Here is an 18,008-nt window from a genome sequence, read left to right as displayed (position 1 = left end):
CCGCCCAACCAGGGACGGTGTCGCGAAACCGCGCCAGGTCGCCTTCGGCTTTTGTAGCCAGAGGACGATTACCAAATGGTTATCCGCGGCCCTCCGGCATACCGGCCTCGCTTTCCGCTTGGCGGTTCGGCCCTGCGTGGTGCAATGATGTGCGCATGAAACCGCGTCACCGGAAAAGCATGCAGTACCAGCCTCCCCCGCACCGGGGCTGAACCCGTCGTCTGCCCTTTCATTCCGGAGAAAACACGTGACCCGTCCCAATATCGTCGTGATCATGGCCGATCAGCTTGCGCCGCATTTCCTTGGCGCCTACGGCCACAGGTCGGCAAAGACACCGAACATCGACGCCCTCGCCGCGCGCGGCATGCGTTTCGACGCGGCCTACTGCAACTCGCCGCTTTGCGCGCCGTCGCGCTTTGCATTCATGTCCGGCCAGCTCATCAGCCGGATCGCGGCATTCGACAACGCCTGCGAATTCCGCGCCTCCGTGCCGACCTTTGCGCACTACCTGAAGGCGCTCGGCTACCGCACCTGCCTGTCCGGCAAGATGCACTTCGTCGGCCCCGACCAGAAGCACGGTTTCCAGGACCGCGTGACCACGGACATCTATCCGGCCGATTTCGCCTGGACGCCCGACTGGGAGGCCGCGGACGAGCGCATCGACAAGTGGTATCACAACATGCAGACGGTCAAGGAAAGCGGCGTCGCCGTCGCCACCTACCAGACCGACTACGACGACGAGGTGGAGTTCGCCGCCCGACGCTGGCTGATCGACCGGGGACGGGACCGCACAGCCGGGGACAAGTCGCCCTTCTGCATGGTCGCCAGCTTCATCCACCCGCACGATCCCTACGTCGCGAAACCGGAATGGTGGGACCTCTACTCCGACGACGAAGTCGACATGCCGGAATATCCGCTGTCACCAGAGGAGCAGGACCCCGGGTCGCGCCGCGTGATGGACGGGATCGAGGCGAGCTACATCCCCCTCACCGACGAAGAGGTCCACCGGGCGCGCCGCGCCTATCTGGCCAACGTCAGCTATTTCGACAGCAAGGTCGGCACGCTGGTGAAGACGCTGGAGGACATCGGCGAACTGGACAACACGCTGCTGATCGTCACCGCCGACCACGGCGACATGCTGGGTGAGCGCGGATTGTGGTTCAAGATGAACTTCTTCGAGCACTCGGCCCGCATCCCGATGATCATGACGGGGCCGGGCGTGGCGCAGGGCACCGCTGCGAATGCATGTTCGCTGATCGACCTGCTCCCGACCTTCATCGAGGCGGGCGGCGGTGACATGTCGATGCTGGGCGAACCCGTCGACGGGCGGTCGCTGATGCCGCTGGCACGCGGCGAAAGCGATCCGGTCGACCTCGTGATCGGCGAATACTGTGCCGAGATGACGCCGTGGCCGGTGTTCATGATCCGGCGCGGGCCACTGAAATACATCCACTGCGATCCCGATCCTGCGCAGCTTTACGACCTGTCGAAGGACCCGTTGGAGAAGGTGAACGTCGCGACCGACCCGGCCTATGCCGACGCGGCAGCCGCCTTTGCCGCAGAGGTCGCCGAGCGCTGGGACAGTGCCACGCTGCGGGAAAACGTGATGCGCACCCAGAGGTCCAGGCGCGCCTTGCACGCCGCGATGGAGGCTGGGGCGGGCGAGCACTGGGACTACAACCCGCCGCGCGATGCCACGCAGGAATACGTGCGCAATCACATGGACTGGGCCGTCGCCAACAACCGCTACCGTTTCCCGCCGCTCTGAGGAGGAGCGTGGGCAGGTCTGCCGCCTTGCGCGACGGGCCTGCCAAACGGCCTATGCGCCGCCCGGGTAGTGTGCGGGCGCCGTTGTGACCTGCGGATAGGCGATCGTCATGGAGTCCTCTTCGAAGGCGTCGAAGCTCTTGGACCATTGCCGGCCGGGCCAGAAGATCTCGACCCGCCCTGTCCGGGGTCTGTAGGCAGCGGTGTAGAGCGTGCCGAACCCCCGGTCGAAGGCCAGCGAATAGAGCGGTGGCCGCAGGAAGGCGCGGATGAACTTGTCTTCCGGCTCCGGATGCAGCGTCAGGCGTTGCAGCAGATAGCGTTCGCGCTCGACCGTCGCGGTCAGCCGCGCGTGGCTGCGCCACTCGACACGTTCCTGGTGGTTGGTGGCGACCGCTGCATGGGTGATCTGCGGCGCGCGGTCCGGTGCCAGGTAAGCCGTCGCGAACCGCCGTTTCGCATCCAGGACGGTGACGTTGTAGCTCATGTGGCTGGGCACCCGGGCGAGCACGTCGATCGCTTCGGGGACCGTGGTGCAGGTCTGCAGGATGTAGCGCAGCAGAAGCGGCACCCCGAAGCCCACACCGGCCTCGCGCCGCCCTCCGAAGGTCAGCGACACCGCAAGCCCGTCCTCGTTCATGCCGTCCACCAGCCCGAACAGCCCGTCGGACATGCCGATCACCCGGCGCCCCTGCCAGCGTGTCCGCAGCAGCACGGCATCGACGGCATGTGGATTGTAGTCGTAGTTGCGAACCATCAAGGGTTTGTCGCCCGGCCAGATCGCCTGACTGCACCCCGTCAGGTAGCGCGGCGGACAATAGAAACTGAGAAACCGCGCGTCACGGTCGCCACCGCCTGCCAACTCGACCAGTTGCTCGTAGAGCGGCACGATCTCCGGCATGTGGGTGCGCATGGCGTTCAGACCTTCCATGTAGGTCGGACGCACGGCCACGCCTTCGCGCGCCCACCAAGTCAGGTAGGCGTTGCGGTATTCCGAGAAAAGCCCGGACCATTTCGGCCCGGGCTCATCTTCATGGATGGCGCGGAAAAGCATTTCCTGGAAACCTTACATGATCTTGAAGGCCGGATCCTCGAACGTCTGAGCCGAGGGCAGAGCCCGTGCCTTGTAGCTGGCCTTGATGCCGTCAATCCAGCGCTTGGACTTGTCGGTCAATTGGAAACCCTGCGTCATGGACCGGCCACGGGTGACGAGGATGCCCAGATCGGCGCCTTCGTAACGGTAGTCGCCGACGTTGGAGATGCGGAGGAAGAACGCCTCGTTCTCGGTCTCCACGGCGCGGCGGTGATAGTCGAACCGGTCGAATTCCACCGTGCCGTCCTCTTTCATTCGGTAGATGCCGGACTGCGGCGCCTCGGTGATGATGTCGACGCTGTCCTCGGTGTGCTTGATGACCATCTGGCTCCATGAGTCGATCATGTCGGGATCGGCCCAGCGGGCGTTCAGTTCATCCACAGCGAGTTGGAACGGCTTCTTCGAGAATTCGAGCAGGTGGAACAGGAAGAGCGGCGCGTCGGCATGGGCAAACGCGGCGTGATTGGTCATCGACGACGCGCCGGTGATGCGCGGGTTCAGCTCGCCCAGCCAGATGTCGTCGTTCTTCTTGTCGATGAGGAAGTCCAGCTCGAAGTACCCCCGGTAACCTTCCTTGCGCAACTGTTCGCCGAACTGGAAGGTAAGCGCACGCGCCTTCTGACGCTGCTTGGGACTGAACGCGGTGGAGAAGATCTCGTTCCCGCACCAGCCCCCACGATATGGTGTCAGCTCCTTGAAGCCCACGAGTTCGGTCATTAGCGGGCCGACGATGGTGCCCTGCGAGGTCGCGCACGCCTCGATCGCCGAGCCGCGGCAATCGATGCGCTTCATGATCTTGATCTCGCCCTCGCCGACGATGTCGTGCTCGTACTTGCGGAAATCGGCCTCGGACTTGATGAAGAAGGTGGTGTGCCCGCTGTCACCGAAGGCAGACTGCAGCACGAGGTCGTCGCCCAGCCCGGCCTTCTTGCAGATCTCCTGCAGGTGCGCGTAGTCCTTCACCTCCGACAGGGTGTTGGGCACAGAGGGCACGTCCGCCTTGTTGCCGACGCGGACGGTCTCGATCTTGTTGTCCATCGCCGTGCGCAGCTTTGCCTTGGGGAACCAGACCTCGCCGCCCAGGTCCTTGGCCAGCTTCTCCGTCTTTTCGTCGAACATCAGGAAGACGAACTTCGGCTTGCCGCCGCGCGACTTCACCAGGTCGACCACTTCCTTATGCTGGAGGAGGTAGTTGTTGATGTCCTCGATGGACTGGAATTCGTCGTGCGGCATCTCGGAGGGCACGAAGACGTTCGGATGCCGCCCGTCGAAGCAGTCCATGTAGCAGATGTACTTGAAATTCTTCACCCATTCGTCGAGCCCGAGCAGGTTGAAGTTTGTCGCGGACACGAAATAGATCGGATCCTTGTTGGTGTGGAAATACCGGCGGATCTCCGAAATGTTCTTGAGCGTTTTCTTGGTCATCTGGTTCACCTCCCTCAGGATTTCTTGGTCAGCACGTCGTCGAGCGCGGCCTTCGTAAACACGCGCAGGCCGAGATCGGCCCGGTATCCGTGGATTTCGCTGACATCAAGCGCGCGCATGAATTTCAGGATTTCAGGACTGATCACCTGCCCCGGCACGAGGATCGGAAAGCCCGGCGGATAGGGGATGATGAAACTCGTCGACACGAGCTCTTCGCCACTGCCGAGCCGCTCCATCAACGTATCGTCGAGCGCGAGATAGTCGCAGTTGTCCTCGTCGTAGGCCAGGAAGTAGGCCGTCCGGATATCGCCCTCGGGCGTGTCGCCGTCGGCGCGGAAGGCATCGTGGAACCGGCTGAAATCGGGCAGCGGCGGGACGTGTTCCACCAGTGCGGCGACGCGGTTCTCGAACGACCTCCGCTCCATCTTGGAGGCGTCGTCCAGCAATTCGTCCAGCTCGTTGGCGATCTCGACCAGCACCTCGATCAGGTAGGCGACCGAAGACCGCGTCGTGCCGATGTTCGTCATGAAGAGCACGGAGTTGCGCGAGGTCTTGTTGATCTGGATCCCGTATTTGTCCATCAGGATCTTGGTCTTGAAGGTGTCGCCGTCCCAGCCGGTGCCGCCCACCGCCAGCGTGATCCGCGTGGGATCGAGGACAAATTCGTCCTCCGCCCACATCGCCCACTTGTCGGTCCAGCCCTGCTGCGGGTCGTAGTAATGCGTCGACTCGCTGGCCCGGTACGTCTCTGGCACCACATCGGCGATGGTCAGAACCTTGAAGTACTTTTCCAGCAGGGGATGGGTCGACACCGCGCGCCGGATCGACATGGCGCTTTCGACCTGCCGCTGCACGAATTCGAACCCCTCCAGCTCCACCTGCCTTCGCCCCACGTCGAGCGACGCGATGATCTGGTAGTTGGGAGAGGTCGAGGTGTGCGTCATGAAGGCTTCGTGGAAGGCCTGCTCTACCTCGCCTTTGAAGTCCTGATCGTTGACGTGGATCATCGAGCCCTGCCGCAGCGCGGTCAGCGTCTTGTGCGTAGATTGCGTCGCGTAGACGCGGACGCGCGCATCCGGCGGCGGAACAAGCCGCGTGTTCAGCCACTCTTCCTCGCTGGCATCGGCCAGCTTGGCCTGCTGCGCTTCCCAGGCGGCGGCGGTCTCCGGCTCCTTCAGCTTCTGGCGCAGGGTGTTGGCGGTCGCCATGGCGGTGCGCTGGCGGTAGGTCGGCTCGAACCGGGCGAAACCGAACCACGCCTCGTCCCAGAGGAAGACGAGGTCCTTCTTGATGGCGAGGCATTCCTCCATGACCCGCTGCACGTTGTACACGAGGCCGTCGAAGGTGCAGTTCGTCAGGGTGATCATGCGCACGCGGTCGAGCTTGCCCGCGGCCTTGAGCTTCAGCAGGTGATGCTTGATCTCGGTCAGCGGCACCGCCCCGTACATCGAATATTGGTGCAGCGGATAACTGTCCATGTAGACGACGTTCGCCCCGGCCAGCACCATGCCGTAGTGGTGCGACTTGTGGCAGTCCCGGTCCACCAGCACGATGTCCCCCGGCCTGACCACCGCCTGCGTGACGATCTTGTTGCAGGTCGAGGTGCCGTTGGTGGCAAAATACGTGTGCTTCGCGCCGAACGCCCGCGCCGCCATGTCCTGCGCTTCCTTGATCGGCCCGCGCGGCTCCAGCAGGCTGTCGAGACCGCCGGAGGTTGCCGAGGTCTCCGCAAGGAAGATGTTGGGTCCGTAGAAGGCGCCCATGTCCTGGATCCAGTGCGAACGGCTGATCGACTTGCCCCGGCTGATCGGCATGGCGTGGAAGACGCCGGTCGGTTGCTTGGAATACTCCTTCAGCGCGGTGAAGAACGGCGTCTTGTAGCGCCGGTTCACGCCGCGCAGGATGTTCAGGTGCAGTTCGAGGAAGTCTTCCTGATTGTAGAAGACCCGCCGGCAGATACCGAGGTCGAGGCCGGCAACGTCCTCCGCCGAGCGGTCGGTGATCAGGTAGGCGTCCAGTTCCGGACGGACCCGCGCGATCAGGCGGCAGGCTTCGGGGCCGTATTCGTGAGGCTGGATGGCTTCGACGTCTTCCGGATCGCCGACGCGCTTCAGGTAACGCGACAGGATCGGGAGGTCGTTGCGCGACTTAAGGGTCAGTCCGGGCCGCACCACCACCGCCTGGACGTTGTGATTGAACAGGATGCCGATCAGCGCGTCCTCGATGGAGGGCACCACGACGGGTTCGTAGATGAAGGGGTCTTCGGACCGGCGCATCCGCAACAGGCTGTGGCGCAGGAAACGCTCCTGCTGTTCGCTGACGTCGTCGACGATCAGCACCTCGAAATAGGGGCGCCCCAGTGCGCGCGCCTCTGGCGACAGGGCTGCCTCGTCCTCGTAATCCTCGTTGTCGAGTTCGTCCGACGACAAGGGCACGGTGCGGCGGCGATAGGCCCCGGAGGCGAGGGCCCGCGCCACCCGGCGCACCGCCGTCAGTAACTCATCGTAGTTGGCGTGGTTCAGCAGCCTGCGCAGATGCGCAAAGCTGCTGGCCCCGGGAAAGGCCCAGTAGGCCTCGATCACTTCGAGCGAGTCGAAGAGGTGCTCGGCGGTCTGGAGCAGTTTCTTGCCCTTGCGCCCCTCCGAGCCTTCGCGCGACAACCCCTCGGCGGCTTCCCTCAGCGCGCTCCACCTGTCGGATCGAAGCTGGGTCGCGCTGTAGTATTCGTTGATCGACGGAAGCGATCTGTCGCCGGGTTGAGAGTTCATCGCAAGCTCCTCTTCTTACGCGTCCGCTGTGTCCACGGCGTCTCCGGATCACTCCGATCCGGTCTTGCCGTGGAACACCGAGATGTTCTGGGGCGGTATGTCGGGGCGCTCGGAGTGTCCGAGAGCCGTGCGGGGGTCCGATGTCCTCAGACCCCGCGTGGCGCCCTGCCGGGGCATCTCCAGCGGGCCGAGCGTGTTGAGATAGGCGTCGGCACCGCTGGCGCGGTCGTAGACCGTGAAGTCGGCCTCGCGGTCGCGGAAGCTCTTCAGCACCTGTCCCAGCCCCTTCAGACCGGTCTCGCGCTGGCGACGAACCTGCTCTAGGTCGACTTCGATCGGGAACATGTCCTCCTGCCCTGCCGACTGGTGCAGCACGGTGGCCGACGGGTCGACGACAAGCGAACGCCCCACACCGCCAGCGGCCAGCCCGTTCACGTCGAAGACGTAACACTGGAACTGCGCAGCGGTTGCGCGGGCAATGGCTAGTTCCGCGTCACGGTCCGTTGTGCCGGTCAGCACGGGGTGCAGCAGGACCTCAACGCCCTGGCTGGTCAGCTGGCGGGTGGTTTCGGGGAACCAGATGTCATAGCAGATCGACAGACCGAAGCGGCCCACTTCGGGCACATCGAAGACACAGAAGTTGGTCCCGGCAGAGATGCCCGCCTCATACGGGCGGAACGGGAACATCTTCGAATACTTGGCCACGATGTCGCCGTCGGGGTTGATGACCACCGAGGTGTTGAAGATGCGCCCGTCCTCCGTGCGCTCGAACATGGAGCCGGGGATCAGCCAGATCCCGTAGCGGCGGGCATCGTCCTGGAACTGCTGCAGGGCGTCGTTGGGGAAAGGCAGGGCGAAACGATCAAGGGGACCGTAGGGCGCCAGCTCGGAAAACAGGACCATCTGCGTCCAGGGAAAGCGGGCCATCAGAACTTCGATCCTGTGGCGCATGCCTTCTACGTTGGAATGCAGGGCCGCAACGTGCATCTGCACGCCCGCGATGGCGAAGGGTGTCATAGACGGACAATCTCCAATTGGTGTGGCCGACCGCACCCCCCGGAGCGGACAGGCCTCTGTGTATGGCGCAGAGGTGCGCCCTTGGGTTCAGCGCACCACCAGCACCGGCTGCTTCGCGTGACGCACCACCTTGTCGGCGTTGGACCCCACAAGGAAGGTCATCAGCTCGTCCGGCGGATGGGACGCCATGACGATCAGGTCCGCGCCCACTTCTCTGGCGGCGGACAGGATGTGTTCGGGCACATGCCCGTGGCCCACGTGGGCCACGGCGTTGCTCCCGGCAGGCATCTTGCTGGCGATGAAGGCGTCGAGATCCGACTTCATCTTCTGCAAGGCCTTGGTTTCGAAGTCCTCGGGCAGGAAGGCTGCGACCGAGGCCGCGCCGAGATCGTGGACAATGCCGAGAATGTGGATCGTCCCGGTCCCGCCGGCCAGCTTCTGCGCCATCGGCAGGGCCTTTTCCCATGAAGACGGGTGGTTCAGGTCGATCGGCAGGAGGATGTTGTCGAACATGGCCAGTCTCCTTCAGGCGTGCGCCATTTGCGGTTCGGCGCGGCGGCGGCGCTGCAACCAGACCACCAGCGCCAGGACAAGCAGCGCAGGCAGGTACATCAGGTACTTCGACGGCTGCGACTGCGGCGCGAGCACCTCGACGATTTCCTGATCCCAGTCGAGACCGACCTGCTGCGCGGGGCTGTCGAAGGCGACGTTGTCGATGATGACGCTGCCGTCTCGGTCGATGGTCTCGATCCCCGTGGCCATCAGCCTGTCGGCTCCGGTTTCGCCTTCGGGCACCGTCAGCGGCGCGGTGAAGGTCACCGGATCGCCCACGGCATTCAGGCCGTTCACGGTCAGCCGCATCTCTGTTCCCGGCTGCGCGTCGCCAAGTGCCTGCTCGAACCTTGCGGGTTCGACCTGGGCGAAGGGCGGTGCCACCATGTCCATCCAGAACCCGGGCCGGAAGAACGTGAAGGCGATGAGCAGGAGCAGCACCGACTCCCAGATCTTGTTCCGCGCCAGGAACCAGCCCTGCGTGGCCGCCGCGAACAGCAGCATGGCTACGGTCGCCGTGATGAACACGAATATCCCGTGTATCCAGTCCACGTCGATCAGCAGCAGGTCGGTGTTGAAGATGAACAGGAACGGCAGGGCCGCGGTTCTGAGCGAGTAGAAGAACGCCACCACGCCGGTCCGGATCGGGTCACCGCCCGACACCGCCGCCGCCGCGAAGGAGGCAAGCCCCACCGGCGGCGTCACGTCGGCCATGATGCCGAAGTAGAACACGAAGAGGTGCACGGCGATGAGCGGCACGATCAGGCCGTTCTGCTGGCCGAGTGTTACGATGACCGGGGCAAGCAGGGCCGAGACGACGATGTAGTTCGCCGTCGTCGGCAGGCCCATCCCGAGGATCAGCGACAGGATCGCGGTCAGGAACAGGATGGCCAGGATATTGCCGCCCGACAGCACCTCGACCACGTCGGCCAGCGCGGACCCAACGCCGGTCTGGCTGACGGCGCCCACGATGATACCGGCGGTCGCCGTGGCGATGCCGATGCCGATCATGTTGCGCGCGCCGGCCTCGAGACCTTCGATCAGTTCACGGAACCCGTTGCGCATCGCGCCGCCCAGATTGCCTTCGCCGCGGAAGATCGCTTCGAGCGGACGCTGGGTGATGAGGATGAACACCATGAAGGCCGCCGCCCAGAAGGCCGAGAGGCCGGGCGACAGGCGATCCACCATAAGCGCCCAGACAAGGACCACGACTGGCAGGAGGAAGTGCAGACCTGCGCGGATGGTCGGCCCCGGCACCGGCAGTTTCGTGACGGGCGCGTTGGGGTCTTCCATCTTCAGCCGGTTCTCGCGGCAGGCCACTTTCAGCAGGCCGATGTAGACCGCAACCAGCAGGGCAAAGACGATGTACCCGGCGGAGGCACCAAATGCCGGACGGATCCAGCCCATGCCGTAGTAGACCGCGAAGCTGAGCGCGCAGATGACGGCGATGGTAAAGGCGAGGCTCATCAGCCAGGCGACAAGCGGCTTCGGCTCCACCGCGCGGGGCAGGCCCTGCATATTCGCCTTCATCGCCTCGAGGTGCACGATGTAGACCAGTGCGATGTAGGAGATGACAGCCGGCACGAAGGCGTGCTTGACCACATCGAAGTAGGGAATGCCCACGTATTCGACCATCAGGAAGGCCGCGGCGCCCATGACGGGCGGCATGATCTGACCGTTGACGGAGGACGCCACCTCGACCGCGCCAGCCTTCTCTGACGAGAAGCCGACGCGCTTCATCAGCGGAATGGTGAAGGTGCCGGTGGTGACCACGTTGGCGATGGAGGAGCCCGAGATCAGGCCCGTCATGGCAGAGGAGACCACGGCCGCCTTGGCCGGTCCGCCGCGCATGTGCCCCATCAGCGAGAACGCCACCTGGATGAAGTAGTTGCCCGCGCCCGCCTTATCCAGCAGCGAGCCGAACAGAACGAAGAGGAAAACGAAGGAGGTCGAGACCCCCAGCGCGATGCCGAACACGCCCTCGGTTGTGATCCACTGGTGGTTCACGACTTCCGAAAGGTTGTTGCCCTTGTGCGCGATGATGCTCGGCATGATCGGGCCGAGGAACGTGTAGGCGAGGAAGACCGTCGCCACGATCATCAGGGCCGGGCCAAGCGCTCGGCGCGTCGCTTCGAGCAGGATGATGATGCCGATGACCGCCACGACGAAATCCGGCGTGATCGGCGCGCCGACCCGCTGGGCGATGGCATCATAGGCGAAGTAAAGGTACAGGGACGTGACGGCGCCAAGCACGGCCAGCACCCATTCCCATGGCGGCACGCGGTCCTTGGGCGATCCCAGCAGAACGGCGGCGATCATGCCGATGCCGACCAGCGGGATCCACCAGATCGCCGTGTCGTCCTTTGCACCGTACATGAAGAGGAACGTCAGCAGCGCCGGAACACCGACGCCGAGGATAAGCTGAACCGTGGACCGCGCCGCCGGGTAGGCGAGGAAGGCAAGGAACAGCGCGAAGGCAAGGTGGAACGACCGGGCTTCGGTGTCGTTGAACACGCCGAACCGCAGCATGAAGGGCAGCGGGCTGGCGATCCAGAGCTGGAACAGAGACCAGACGATCGCGGTCCAGGTGATCAGCTTGCTGATCGCGGGCGATGGTGACCTGCCGCCGGTGTCCGAGGAGGCGACCAGTTCGTCGATTTCCGCCTGGGTCAATCCGCTTTTTCCGGCGGCTGCGTTTTCCACGGCGGCCGCTTCGAATTGGTTGTCTCTGTCAGTCATGTCCGTCCCCCGGTTGCCGCTGTTTGTTCAGCGCCGGCCCATCGTTCGTGGGCTCGGGGCACCCCCGCGTTCTGCGGAGGTGCCGGTCTTTTGACTCAGGTTCTTGGGATCACTCGATCCAGCCGCGCTCGCGGTAGTACTTCTCTGCGCCCGGGTGCAGCGGTGCGCTGAGACCGGCAGAGATCATCTCTTCTTCCTGAAGGGTGGAGAATGCCGGGTGAAGACCCTTGAAGCGGTCGAAGTTGTCGAACACCGCCTTCACGACTTCGTACACCACATCGTCCGGAACGTCCGAGGAGGTCACGAAGGTCGCCTTCACACCGAAGGTTTCCACGTCATCGGGGTTGCCCGCATACATGCCGCCCGGGATCACCGCCTTGGCGTAATACGGGTTTTCGGACACCAGCTTGTCGATGGCCTCGCCGGTCACCGGCACAAGCTTCGCATCGACGGTGGAGGTCGCTTCCTGGATCGAACCGTTCGGGTGGCCGACGGTGTAGATGATGGCATCCACCTTGTTGTCACCCAGAGCCGCCGACTGCTCGGCCGGCTTCAGCTCGGATGCGAGCGCGAAGTCCGCATCGGACTTGCCCATCGCGTTCAGCACGACATCCATGGTGGCGCGCTGGCCGGAACCCGGGTTGCCGACGTTCACGCGCTTGCCGAACAGTTCGTCAAAGGACGACACACCGCTGTCGGCACGTGCCACGACGGTGAAGGGTTCGCTGTGAACGGAGAACACGGCGCGTTCCTTGTCGAACTGCTTGCCCTCGAATTCCGACGTGCCGTTGTACGCGTGGTACTGCCAGTCGGACTGGGCCACGCCCATGTCCATGTCGCCCGCGGCAATCGCGTTGATGTTCGCGATGGAGCCGCCGGTCGACGGCGCTGTGCACTTGATGCCGGTTTCGGCCGTATTACGGTTGACCAGACGACAGATCGACTGACCCACGACATAGTACACGCCGGTCTGACCGCCGGTGCCGATGGTGATGAAGCGTTCCTCCGCCGTCGCGACGGTGCCCATCATCGCAATCGCGGCACCCAAAGTGGCGAATTTAAATGATTTCATCATTTTCTCCCTGTTTTATGGGTCGCACCCGAGTTGGTGCGTGCGACCCTGTTGATACGGAAAAGGCTAGCAGCCTTTCGCCGCATGACAACCCAAAGTCGAAACCGACATTCGATATCCCGAAAACGACATCGCGTGTCGCTGATCGGATCAGAAAGTCGGCGGAGTGCAAGCGCTGATCACCACGCAGGGCGCATCGCTGATATTGCGGAACCGATGCGGGAGCTGGCTGCTGAAAAGATAGCCGTCACCCGGGTTGAGCACCCGGACCTGGTCGGCGACCGTGACCTCGATCAGGCCGGACACGACGATCCCGGCCTCTTCTCCTTCGTGGCGCAGCAGTTCCGGGCCGGTGTCCGATCCGGCGGGGTAGGTTTCATGCAGAACCTGGAGCGAGTGGCGCGAGGCATCGCCGAGTTGCCGCAGCGAAACCCGGGCAGCGCCGATACCCAGCCCGACGTCCTGAGGGGACAGTTCAATGTATTCGTCCGGGGCGTAGAAGTACTTCGGCGTCTTGCGCTGTTCGACGACCGAGAAGAACTCGGACAGGTTCATCGGTATGGCATCGAGCAGCCGCTTGAGCGAAGCGACGGACGGACTGGACTTGTTCTGCTCGATCAGGGAGATCGCGCTGCTGGTCAGACCGGCGCGCCCAGCCAGATCACGCTGGGACATCCCGCGCGATTCGCGCACTTCCCGAAGTCTACCGCCGATGTCCAAGCGATGAATCTCCCTTGCCACTGTGTCAATTTTATTAAGCGATGGGATTGCCAAACGGTCAACCGAATTTTTGAAGCAAACGAATTCAATCGGTTGCAGCCGCTATAAACTGCACCGCGAATGCAACTTCTAATTCTGTTGACAAATAAAGTGGCCAAGCATCAAGTATACTGATTGCATCGAGCGCAGGGAGACCCGCCATGACCACTGCAACTGAACCGCGCAAAGGCCGCTCCCGCAGCGCGGCCAAATCGTCCGGTAGCACGGCAAAGACGCGCAGCCGCACCGCACCGGAGAAGGCCAAATCCACGCCTTCCGTCACCGCCCATACATCCTCCGCCTCGAACGCGGCCTTGCTCGCGCGTCGCGAGGCAGCCGTCGCACGTGGCGTTGCCTCCGCCGCTCCGGTCTTCGCCGACCGCGCCGAGAATGCGGAGCTCTGGGACGTTGAAGGCAACCGGTTCATCGACTTCGCGGGTGGTATCGCCGTCCTGAACACCGGCCACCGTCACCCCGACGTGATCGCCGCGGCGAAGGCACAGGAAGACCGCTTCACCCACACCTCGTTCCAGGTCGTGCCCTATGAGCCCTACGTGGCGCTGGCCGAAAAGCTGAACGCGCTGGCGCCGGGCGATTTCCCGAAGAAGTCGCTGTTGGTCACCACCGGTGCCGAGGCGGTCGAGAACGCGGTCAAGATCGCCCGCGCCGCCACCGGCCGCCCGGGCATCATCGCCTTCACCGCGGGCTACCATGGACGCACGCTGCTGACGCTTGGCCTGACCGGCAAGGTGTCGCCCTACAAGCGTGACGTCGGTCCCTTCCCGACTGACCTCTACCGCGTTCCGTTCCCGAGCCAGCGTGACAACATCACCGTTGCCGATTCGATCCGCGCACTGGAAACGCTCTTCCTCACCGACGCTCAGCCGGATCGCGTCGCCGCGATCATCCTCGAACCGGTGCTGGGCGAAGGTGGCTATCACCCCGTCCCGGCTGAACTGTTCCAGGCCCTGCGCGCGATCTGTGACCGCGAAGGCATCCTGCTGATCTCGGACGAGATCCAGGCTGGTTTCGGCCGGACCGGCACTTGGTTCGCGGTGGAGCATTCCGGCGTGGCGCCTGACCTTATCACTGTCGCGAAGAGCATGGCAGGCGGCTACCCGATCGCCGGTGTCATTGGCCGCGCCGATGTCATGGATGCAATGGCCCCCGGCGGTCTTGGCGGCACCTATGGTGGTAACCCGGTTGCCTGTGCCGCGGCACTTGCCGCCATCGAGGCCATCGAGTCCGAGGGGCTTCTGGCCCGGTCGACCGCCATGGGAGAGGCCATGCGCGCGCGCTTCGCCGACATGGGTGCCCGTGTTGCGCCCTACCGGATGTGGGACATTCGCGGCATCGGCGCCATGCTGGCGGTCGAATTCGTGACCGATTTCGAGACGGCCACCCCGGACGCGGCTCTGACAAAGGCGGTCGTGGCCCACGCCCTGAAGCGAGGCCTGATCCTTCTGGCCTGCGGCATGCACGGAAACGCGGTCCGCATCATGGTGCCGCTGACCGCGTCCGATGCGATCATCGACGAAGGCATGGCGATTTTCGAAGCGGCGCTTGCCGCAGCCATGGCCGATCAAGCCGCCGGGCATTCGGCCTGAACCTGCTGAAACCCAAAAGCCGGGGCATTATAGCCCCGGCTTGATTCTTCGCGCCATCACAGGTCACGCTAGGGCAGGCCACAATCGCGCCGTCCAGCCACCTGGGAGCCCGCAATGTCACACATCTTTCCGCGCCACACCCGGCAAAGCCCGCCCGTCGCCGTAAAGGGCGAAGGCTGCTACCTGATCGACGCAAGCGGGAAGCGGTATCTCGACGGCTCTGGCGGCGCAGCAGTGTCCTGTCTGGGTCACAGCGACCGGACGGTGATCGACGCGATCAAGGCTCAGGTCGACGAACTTGCCTTTGCCCACACCGGGTTCTTCACCTCTGCCCCCGCAGAAGCGCTGGCCGATCTGCTGATCGCCCATGCACCAGAGGGCATTGACCGCGTCTACCTCGTGTCGGGCGGATCCGAGGCCACCGAGGCGGCGATCAAGCTGGCCCGCCAGTATTGGGTCGAAAGGGGTGAGCCTCAACGCAGCAGGCTGATCGCACGCAAGCAAAGCTATCACGGCAACACCATCGGGGCCCTCAGCGCGGGTGGCAACGAATGGCGCCGCGCCCAGTTCGGGCCTCTCCTGCTTGACGTGAGCCACATAGATCCATGCTACGAATATCGCCGCCGGCACGATGGGGAGAGCCTCGAGGACTACGGCCTGCGCGCGGCCCAGGCATTGGAAGACGAGATCCTGAGGTTGGGATCGGAGACCGTCATGGCCTTCATGGCCGAACCGGTGGTTGGCGCAACCGCCGGTGCCCTCACACCCGCACCCGGGTATTTCAGAAGAATCCGCGAAATCTGCGACCGTTACGGTGTCCTCCTCATCCTCGACGAAGTGATGTGCGGAATGGGTCGCACCGGGTCGTTGTTCGCCTGCGAACAGGACGGAATCACGCCGGACATCCTCTGTATCGCGAAGGGGCTGGGAGCGGGTTACCAACCTATCGGCGCGATGCTGTGCTCGGCCGAGATTTATGGCGCCATCGAGGCAGGCTCCGGCTTCTTTCAGCATGGTCACACTTACATCGGCCATCCGACCGCCGCCGCCGCCGGCCATGCGGTACTTACGGCGTTGCTGGAGCGTGATCTGATCCCGCGCGTGCAGGAGCAGGGCCGCAAACTGGAAGCCTCCCTTGTCGATCGCTTCGGCCAGCATCCGCACGTCGGCGACCTACGCGGCCGCGGTCTGTTCCGGGGCATTGAGCTGGTCGCGGACCGGCCCACCAAGGCCCCGTTCGAGCCCGCAAAAGGCGTCGCAGGCAAGATCAAGAAAGCCGCATTCGAGGCCGGACTTATTTGCTACCCGATGTCGGGTACGATTGACGGGCGGAACGGCGATCACATTCTCTTGGCCCCCCCCTTCATCATCGAAGACGATCAGTTGCAGGAACTGACCGACAAACTGGCCGTTGCAATGGATGCGGTGATCTGAACGCGTGGGACGGTAGGGCGCTGGCTTTCATTGCGGCCTGCGGCCACCGAATTGACCTAGAGCACCAGTTGTACAGATCGTGTGTGCCGTTGCAGTAACCGCGTCGCGAGATAATCTTGCGCGGATAGCCACTGGTTTCGGTATACGGGGCAGCACAAAGAACAAAAGCCTCCCGAAGGAGGCTTTCATAGATGTTCTGGCATTGTGAATTTGGTTGCGGGGGTAGGATTTGAACCTACGACCTTCAGGTTATGAGCCTGACGAGCTACCGGGCTGCTCCACCCCGCGCCAATTCACGTGTCTCTGTGACGACTGCATTTCGTAATATAGATTTGTTGGTTTTTGCTAGGTTTGGCGGTGACCTACTCTCCCACGTCTTGAGACGCAGTACCATTGGCGCGGTGGCACTTAACGGCCGGGTTCGGAATGGATCCGGGTGTTTTGCTCACGCTATGACCACCAAACCGAGTAAAAACCAACCACGATGTTTGTTTAACATCGTGACAATCAACCCGCATTTTGCGGCGTTTGTCCAAGTTACACTTTGGAAGTGTATGCTTGTTGTCCGTAACTTTGGGTAATGAACCTTGCTGTTACTGGATCAAATCAAGCCTATCGGGCCATTAGTACCGGTCAACTGAATGCATTGCTGCACTTACATCTCCGGCCTATCGACGTGGTGGTCTTCCACGGCCCTCAGGGATACCTTGTTTTGAGGGGGGCTTCCCGCTTAGATGCCTTCAGCGGTTATCCTTTCCGATCATAGCTACCCAGCACTGCCGTTGGCACGACAACTGGTCCACCAGTGGATCGTTCACCCCGGTCCTCTCGTACTAGGGGCAACTCCTCTCAAGTATCCTACACCCACGGCAGATAGGGACCGAACTGTCTCACGACGTTCTAAACCCAGCTCACGTACCTCTTTAAATGGCGAACAGCCATACCCTTGGGACCTGCTCCAGCCCCAGGATGAGATGAGCCGACATCGAGGTGCCAAACACTGCCGTCGATATGGACTCTTGGGCAGTATCAGCCTGTTATCCCCGGCGTACCTTTTATCCGTTGAGCGATGGCCCTCCCACTTGGGACCACCGGATCACTATGGCCGACTTTCGTCTCTGCTCGACTTGTCAGTCTTGCAGTCAGGCTGGCTTCTGCCATTGCACTCAACGAGCGATTTCCGACCGCTCTGAGCCAACCTTCGCGCGCCTCCGTTACGCTTTAGGAGGCGACCGCCCCAGTCAAACTACCCACCACGCAGGGTCCCGGACCCGGATAACGGGTCGCGGTTAGACATCAAGCAGAACAAGGGTGGTATCTCAAGGATGACTCCACCAGGACTGGCGTCCTGGTTTCAAAGTCTACCACCTATCCTGCACATGTTGTGCCTGATGCCAGTGCGAAGCTGTAGTGAAGGTGCACGGGGTCTTTCCGTCTAACCGCGGGAAGCCTGCATCTTGACAGGCAATTCAATTTCGCTGAGTCGATGTTGGAGACAGCGGGGAAGTCGTTACGCCATTCGTGCAGGTCGGAACTTACCCGACAAGGAATTTCGCTACCTTAGGACCGTTATAGTTACGGCCGCCGTTTACCTGGGCTTCAATTCAGAGCTTGCACCCCTCCTTTTAACCTTCAGGCACCGGGCAGGCGTCAGACCCTATACGTCGTCTTGCGACTTCGCAGAGCCCTGTGTTTTTAATAAACAGTCGCCACCCCCTGGTTTGTGCCCCCGGCACTCATGTACCGGGCCTCCTTCTCGCGAACTTACGGAGGTA

General features: G+C 62.9%; 11 protein-coding genes, 1 tRNA gene and 2 rRNA genes (1 of these 14 only partly in view). 3 read left to right on the top strand and 11 right to left on the bottom strand.

The window, feature by feature from the left end; genetic code table 11:
* Positions 1–247: 247 nt before the first annotated feature.
* A complete protein-coding gene (gene betC / locus QNI11_RS00085; protein WP_283981897.1) occupies positions 248–1,768 on the top strand; it encodes a choline-sulfatase in 1,521 nt (506 codons plus the stop codon).
* A gap of 51 nt (positions 1,769–1,819) precedes the next feature.
* Here betC and QNI11_RS00080 read toward each other — a convergent pair whose 3' ends face one another.
* The 8 genes from QNI11_RS00080 to QNI11_RS00045 form a co-directional block, all read right to left on the bottom strand.
* Positions 1,820–2,821 (bottom strand): C45 family autoproteolytic acyltransferase/hydolase, encoded by a 1,002-nt coding sequence (locus tag QNI11_RS00080; RefSeq protein ID WP_283981896.1) that lies wholly within the window; start codon positions 2,819–2,821, stop codon positions 1,820–1,822.
* Positions 2,822–2,833: 12 nt separating this feature from the next.
* Positions 2,834–4,285, bottom strand: coding sequence for a biotin carboxylase (locus tag QNI11_RS00075; protein ID WP_283981895.1), 1,452 nt, complete (start codon positions 4,283–4,285; stop codon positions 2,834–2,836).
* A 14-nt stretch (positions 4,286–4,299) separates the two neighbouring features.
* Positions 4,300–7,053, bottom strand: a complete 2,754-nt coding sequence (locus QNI11_RS00070; protein ID WP_283981894.1) for an aminotransferase class I/II-fold pyridoxal phosphate-dependent enzyme — start codon at positions 7,051–7,053, stop codon at positions 4,300–4,302.
* A 48-nt stretch (positions 7,054–7,101) separates the two neighbouring features.
* Positions 7,102–8,070, bottom strand: a complete 969-nt coding sequence (locus QNI11_RS00065; RefSeq protein WP_100928364.1) for a carbon-nitrogen hydrolase family protein — start codon at positions 8,068–8,070, stop codon at positions 7,102–7,104.
* An 87-nt stretch (positions 8,071–8,157) separates the two neighbouring features.
* Positions 8,158–8,583: a universal stress protein gene (locus QNI11_RS00060; protein WP_100928365.1), complete on the bottom strand. Its 426-nt coding sequence runs from the start codon at positions 8,581–8,583 to the stop codon at positions 8,158–8,160.
* Between the two features lie 12 nt (positions 8,584–8,595).
* Positions 8,596–11,361 carry a TRAP transporter permease gene (locus QNI11_RS00055; protein ID WP_100928366.1) on the bottom strand — a complete coding sequence of 922 codons (2,766 nt, stop codon included), beginning with the start codon at positions 11,359–11,361 and terminating at the stop codon, positions 8,596–8,598.
* A 109-nt stretch (positions 11,362–11,470) separates the two neighbouring features.
* Positions 11,471–12,433, bottom strand: coding sequence for a TAXI family TRAP transporter solute-binding subunit (locus QNI11_RS00050; protein ID WP_100930885.1), 963 nt, complete (start codon positions 12,431–12,433; stop codon positions 11,471–11,473).
* A 150-nt stretch (positions 12,434–12,583) separates the two neighbouring features.
* On the bottom strand, positions 12,584–13,153 hold the full coding sequence (locus QNI11_RS00045) for a cupin domain-containing protein (protein WP_100928367.1): 570 nt from the start codon (positions 13,151–13,153) through the stop codon (positions 12,584–12,586).
* 200 nt (positions 13,154–13,353) lie between these two features.
* Here QNI11_RS00045 and gabT point away from each other — a divergent pair, with 200 nt between their 5' ends.
* Both gabT and QNI11_RS00035 read left to right on the top strand, forming a co-directional pair.
* The gene (gabT, locus tag QNI11_RS00040; protein ID WP_283981893.1) at positions 13,354–14,799 is read left to right on the top strand and encodes a 4-aminobutyrate--2-oxoglutarate transaminase; all 1,446 of its coding nucleotides are present in this window, start codon (positions 13,354–13,356) and stop codon (positions 14,797–14,799) included.
* 114 nt (positions 14,800–14,913) lie between these two features.
* The gene (locus tag QNI11_RS00035; protein ID WP_283981892.1) at positions 14,914–16,233 is read left to right on the top strand and encodes an aspartate aminotransferase family protein; all 1,320 of its coding nucleotides are present in this window, start codon (positions 14,914–14,916) and stop codon (positions 16,231–16,233) included.
* A 211-nt stretch (positions 16,234–16,444) separates the two neighbouring features.
* Here the strand turns inward: QNI11_RS00035 and QNI11_RS00030 are convergent.
* From QNI11_RS00030 to QNI11_RS00020, 3 genes are all read right to left on the bottom strand, one after another.
* Positions 16,445–16,521 (bottom strand) — tRNA-Met (locus QNI11_RS00030).
* A gap of 61 nt (positions 16,522–16,582) precedes the next feature.
* A 5S ribosomal RNA gene (rrf, locus tag QNI11_RS00025) occupies positions 16,583–16,697 on the bottom strand.
* A gap of 138 nt (positions 16,698–16,835) precedes the next feature.
* A 23S ribosomal RNA gene (locus QNI11_RS00020) occupies positions 16,836–18,008 on the bottom strand; it runs 2,274 nt beyond the window's last position.

This window comes from Sagittula sp. MA-2 (assembly GCF_030126985.1).
Lineage (GTDB): Bacteria > Pseudomonadota > Alphaproteobacteria > Rhodobacterales > Rhodobacteraceae > Sagittula.
This window is presented reverse-complemented; position numbering and strand designations above follow the sequence as displayed.

Bases quoted from the DNA above. Each gene is read 5' to 3' on its own strand.
- QNI11_RS00075 (WP_283981895.1), bottom strand. From the start codon at position 4,285: ATGACCAAGAAAACGCTCAAGAACATTTCGGAGATCCGCCGGTATTTC.
- gabT (WP_283981893.1), top strand. From the start codon at position 13,354: ATGACCACTGCAACTGAACCGCGCAAAGGCCGCTCCCGCAGCGCGGCC.
- QNI11_RS00060 (WP_100928365.1), bottom strand. From the start codon at position 8,583: ATGTTCGACAACATCCTCCTGCCGATCGACCTGAACCACCCGTCTTCA.
- QNI11_RS00080 (WP_283981896.1), bottom strand. From the start codon at position 2,821: ATGCTTTTCCGCGCCATCCATGAAGATGAGCCCGGGCCGAAATGGTCC.
- QNI11_RS00050 (WP_100930885.1), bottom strand. From the start codon at position 12,433: ATGAAATCATTTAAATTCGCCACTTTGGGTGCCGCGATTGCGATGATG.
- QNI11_RS00065 (WP_100928364.1), bottom strand. From the start codon at position 8,070: ATGACACCCTTCGCCATCGCGGGCGTGCAGATGCACGTTGCGGCCCTG.
- QNI11_RS00055 (WP_100928366.1), bottom strand. From the start codon at position 11,361: ATGACTGACAGAGACAACCAATTCGAAGCGGCCGCCGTGGAAAACGCA.
- QNI11_RS00070 (WP_283981894.1), bottom strand. From the start codon at position 7,053: ATGAACTCTCAACCCGGCGACAGATCGCTTCCGTCGATCAACGAATAC.
- QNI11_RS00035 (WP_283981892.1), top strand. From the start codon at position 14,914: ATGTCACACATCTTTCCGCGCCACACCCGGCAAAGCCCGCCCGTCGCC.